A 4,519-nucleotide genomic window follows, 5' to 3' on the forward strand; every position below is an offset into this window, starting at 1 on the left:
GGCTGACAATGGTGCTATTTTATTACTGCTAAACGGTGTTGATGATGGGTCTAATGCCGGCGCTGAACTTGATGGCCAGCCATTATATTATGGTGAAATGCAAGTGGAAGGTCACAGCTGGTATATCACGCAAAAGTATGAATATCGTGATGCATCGTTCGAGGAGATTTTACACTTAGTACATGATTACGGCATAGGTGTTGACCAAGGTGCTGAATTTGATGGCGCGTTACCAGAATATCAAGCTGACATCCGCGGGGCGCAAGTAACAGCAGTATCAGCAAAGCTTTGGGCTTGGCCAGCAGCACAAGCAAATTGGTTAGCGGAGTTAACCGCTGAAAATAGTTTATCGCAAGAATACTTAGCATCGGTAGTTGATACTTATTATGGTCTATGGGGAGCATTTACTGGTAAATATGGTATGTGGGGAATGTATATTGCTAAAACCCGTGATGATTTGGCAACAACAGATCCACAAGGTGCAGCAATAATGGCTCATCAATTTTTCCACCCATATCTGACCTATAACGCTCGTATCGATGCAAGTTTTGTTGGTGATTTTAGCTTAAGCTTTAATAAGAGTTTATCTTATACAAACCACTCACAATACCTTAAAGATGTCACCTTAACAGGTAATAAGGATAGTAACGTAGTGGCGAACCAGTTTGATAACACTATTACCGGTAATGCTGGTATTAATACGGTGATATTTTCTGGTCAATCGACACAATATCAAATCACCAAAGAAAATGGTGCAGTGAAGGTGCAAGACTTACAAGATGATCGCGATGGTATAAATACCTTAGCAGACATTGAAAAGTTACAGTTTTCAGATAGTACTATTGAGGTAGCTTCTATTTAGTAAAGGTCTTTTTAAAAACTTAGCCTAAATAAGTCTGAGGAAGTAAGCACTATTTCATCGAGAAATAGTGTTTTATTCAATTTATTTCATTATTGCTTAATTAATCCAAGACTAATGGCGCAAAAAATCCGATAATTAGCGCCATTAGAGCCAGTCTATCGATCGGCTGCATACAACTTCGGAAATATATCAATGGAAATCAAAGTTAACTTTCTCGACAACCTTAGACTTGAAGCCAAGTTTGACGATTTTAGTGTCATCGCTGATCAGCCTATTCGTTATAAAGGTGACGGCTCAGCACCAGGTCCTTTTGATTACTTCCTTGCGTCATCGGCTATGTGTGCAGCGTACTTTGTTAAGGTCTATTGTAATTCTCGTGATATTCCAACGGATAATATTCGTTTATCACAAAATAATATTGTTGACCCAGAAGATAGATATAACCAAATCTTTCAAATTCAGGTAGAGCTACCTGAGAGCATTTCTGAAAAAGACAAAAAAGGTATTTTAAGGTCAATTGATCGCTGTACCGTGAAAAAAGTAGTACAGAAGGGGCCAGAATTTAAAGTTGAGGCCGTTACTAGCCTTGAAGAAGATGCGCAAGCTATGTTGATGCAACAACCTGAAGATGGCGCTAGCACTTTTATTTTAGGTAAAGATTTACCTTTAGAAGAAACTATTGCCAATATGTCAGGCCTTTTAGCCGACCTTGGCATGAAAATCGAAATATCTTCGTGGCGCAATATTGTACCTAATGTATGGTCACTGCATATTCGTGATGCCGCATCTCCCATGTGTTTCACTAACGGTAAAGGCGCAACGAAAGAAAGTGCACTTGCCTCTGCCTTAGGTGAGTTCATTGAACGCCTTAACTGTAATTTCTTTTATAACGATCAATTTTTCGGTACTGATATTGCCACTAGCGACTTTGTTCATTATCCCAATGAAAAGTGGTTTAAACCGGGCGGAGATGATGCACTGCCAAGCGATATTTTAGATGATTATTGTTTAGCTATATACAACCCTGAAGACGAGTTGCGTGGGTCAAACCTTATCGATACTAACTCAGGTATGGCGGAACGTGGCATTTGTTCAATTCCTTATGTACGCCAGTCTGATGGTGAAACGGTATATTTCCCTTCAAATTTAATTGAAAATTTATTTTTAAGTAATGGCATGAGCGCCGGTAATAACTTACCTGAAGCGCAAGTACAATGTTTGTCTGAAATATTTGAACGTGCGGTTAAAAAGCAAATCATCGCCGAAGAAATCGTTTTACCTGATGTACCTAAAGACGTTATCGCTAAATACCCAGCTATTTTAGCAGGCATTGAAGGCTTAGAAGCACAGGGTTTTCCTGTGGTAGTTAAAGATGCCTCATTAGGCGGTAAGTTCCCGGTAATGTGTGTCACTTTGATGAATCCTAAAAATGGTGGTGTATTTGCCTCATTTGGTGCTCATCCAAGTTTTGAAGTCGCGTTAGAGCGTAGCTTAACCGAGCTTTTACAGGGTAGAAGCTTTGAAGGTTTAAATGATGTACCTAAGCCTACTTTTAATAGCATGGCGGTGACTGAGCCGGAAAACTTTGTTGATCACTTTATTGATTCAACCGGTGTTATCTCATGGCGCTTCTTTAGTGCCAAGCATGATTATGATTTTGTTGAATGGGATTTCTCTGGCACTAATGAAGAAGAAAATGCCGGTTTAATGGACATTTTAAAACACCTTGGTAAAGAAGTGTATATTGCTGAGTTTAACCAACTTGGCGCTACGGCTTGTCGTATTTTAGTACCAGATTATTCTGAAGTGTATCCGGTAGAAGACCTTATCTGGGATAATACTAATAAGTCACTTGATTACCGCGAAGACATCTTAAATCTGCATCGCCTAGATGAAGAGCAATTAACCAGTTTGTTTGACCGTTTAGAAGAAAGCCAACAAGATAATTACATTGATATCAAAACCTTAATTGGTATTGAGTTTGATGAAAATACCGTTTGGGGCCAGCTAACTATTCTTGAGTTGAAAATTCTAATCTGTTTAGCGCTGGGCGCACTGGAAGATGCTATTGAGTTAGTCGGAGAATTTTTACAATACAATGATAATACCGTTGAACGCGGTTTATTCTATCAAGCCATTCATGCTGTGCTTGAAGTTACTATCGATGAAGAGATGGAACTTGAAGACTATATCGGTAACTTCAATAGAATGTTCGGTGAAGAGAATATGACCAATGTTGTTGGCTCAGTATTTGGTGAAGTAAGATTCTTTGGTTTAACGCCAACGAGCATGAAACTTGAAGGGTTAGATAAGCATCAACGATTGATTGAAAGCTACAAGAAATTGCATCAAGCGCGTAAACTTGCCGCTGAAAAATAGTCGTTTTGGCTAGTTTTGTAGGCTAATAAACAGATAAAGCCAATGCTTGCTAACAAGTATTGGCTTTTTTTAGATTGAGTAGGGCAGAAATTTTTATTTCAATATCAAAATATAGTCAGTTATATTTAAAGAATAGTATCAAGTTAAACACGTGCTTTAGCTTTATAGTTAGTGAAAACTTATCTCTATTGCTAGTTAACTGATATAAATTGGCAAGAAAACACTTTATTACCGGCTTTTGAATCTAGATGACGCTAACCCTAGAATGCTTAAAGCGAATATGGCAAGGCTTGAAGGCTCTGGTACTCGGTTAGGATTTACTGAGCCAAAAGTAATGTTATCAAAACCTACCTCGTTAGCTGTGCCTCCAAAATCAATTGATTTCGCCATACCAGCAAAGCCTAATGAGCCAATATCCCAGTTGCAAAAAGTACCAGTTGGGTCTCCCACACACCCATTGGCAGTATGGTTGGACAATAAGGCAATTGAACCTAACAAGCTGCCTGTCAAATTAAGGCCAGAATATATGTTTACTGAAACAGCCGTTGAAGATGTATAATAAAAAGAAAATCCAGTATCAAATCCAGCAGCATTATTTAAAATTGAGCTGCTTCCCGAAAGAAAAAACATAACGGTATCAGCGGTTGGCTCATTGGCAAAATTACATGTACCTCCTACGTCAGAATCTATACAACCTAAGGTATTTGTTCCAAAACTGATTCCATAATTTGTACCTGAATTACCTAAGGAGTCCGTACCACCGTTATAGAAATCGTTTATATTTGCGGTATCACCCACACCTTCAAAGTCTAGGATGATAATTCCAGCATTAGCAAAACCACTCACAGATAAAACTAAACCAGTTAAAGCTGCTTTTAATATTTTTATATTCATACTAAATTCCTCTTATCGTTCCTGTTTAACTGCACAGTATTTAATTTGTCTTGACTTAATTTGTCTTGATTTTATTTGCATTAAAGGTGCCAAAGAATAAAAACCTTTATCTTTCAGTGAAATGGTCACTTTTAGTTTATGAATAAATTTCAAAGTGTAAAATTATCGGACAATTTGTTGATAAGGGATTGTTACTACCTTTAAGTACGAATTGTAGCTAAACAGTAAAGTTAGTTTATTTCAATGGGTTAGGTGTTTCTCTCAGGGTGTGATGAAATATATAAACTAATCAATCAGTTATGTTGTTATTTGCTGTTATTTTTATTGTATTAATTTTACTGTTGCAATAACTACCACACAAATCTGCATTCCTGTATAATCCCG

The 4,519-nt window shown here is 37.7% G+C and carries 3 protein-coding genes; 2 read left to right on the forward strand and 1 reads right to left on the reverse strand.

Annotation, left to right across the window (positions count from 1 at the left end; all coding sequences use genetic code 11):
* Both HRT50_RS17930 and HRT50_RS17935 read left to right on the forward strand, forming a co-directional pair.
* Positions 1–862: hypothetical protein (locus HRT50_RS17930; protein ID WP_291617034.1), on the forward strand; the 862-nt coding region annotated here is incomplete at its 5' end.
* A gap of 192 nt (positions 863–1,054) precedes the next feature.
* A complete protein-coding gene (locus tag HRT50_RS17935) occupies positions 1,055–3,241 on the forward strand; it encodes an OsmC domain/YcaO domain-containing protein (protein ID WP_291617036.1) in 2,187 nt (728 codons plus the stop codon).
* Between the two features lie 228 nt (positions 3,242–3,469).
* Here the strand turns inward: HRT50_RS17935 and HRT50_RS17940 are convergent, their stop codons facing one another.
* Positions 3,470–4,135: a PEP-CTERM sorting domain-containing protein gene (locus tag HRT50_RS17940; RefSeq protein ID WP_291617038.1), complete on the reverse strand. Its 666-nt coding sequence runs from the start codon at positions 4,133–4,135 to the stop codon at positions 3,470–3,472.
* Positions 4,136–4,519: the final 384 nt, after the last annotated feature.

The sequence above is a fragment of the Colwellia sp. genome, from assembly GCF_013215345.1.
In the GTDB taxonomy this organism is placed as follows: domain Bacteria; phylum Pseudomonadota; class Gammaproteobacteria; order Enterobacterales; family Alteromonadaceae; genus Colwellia.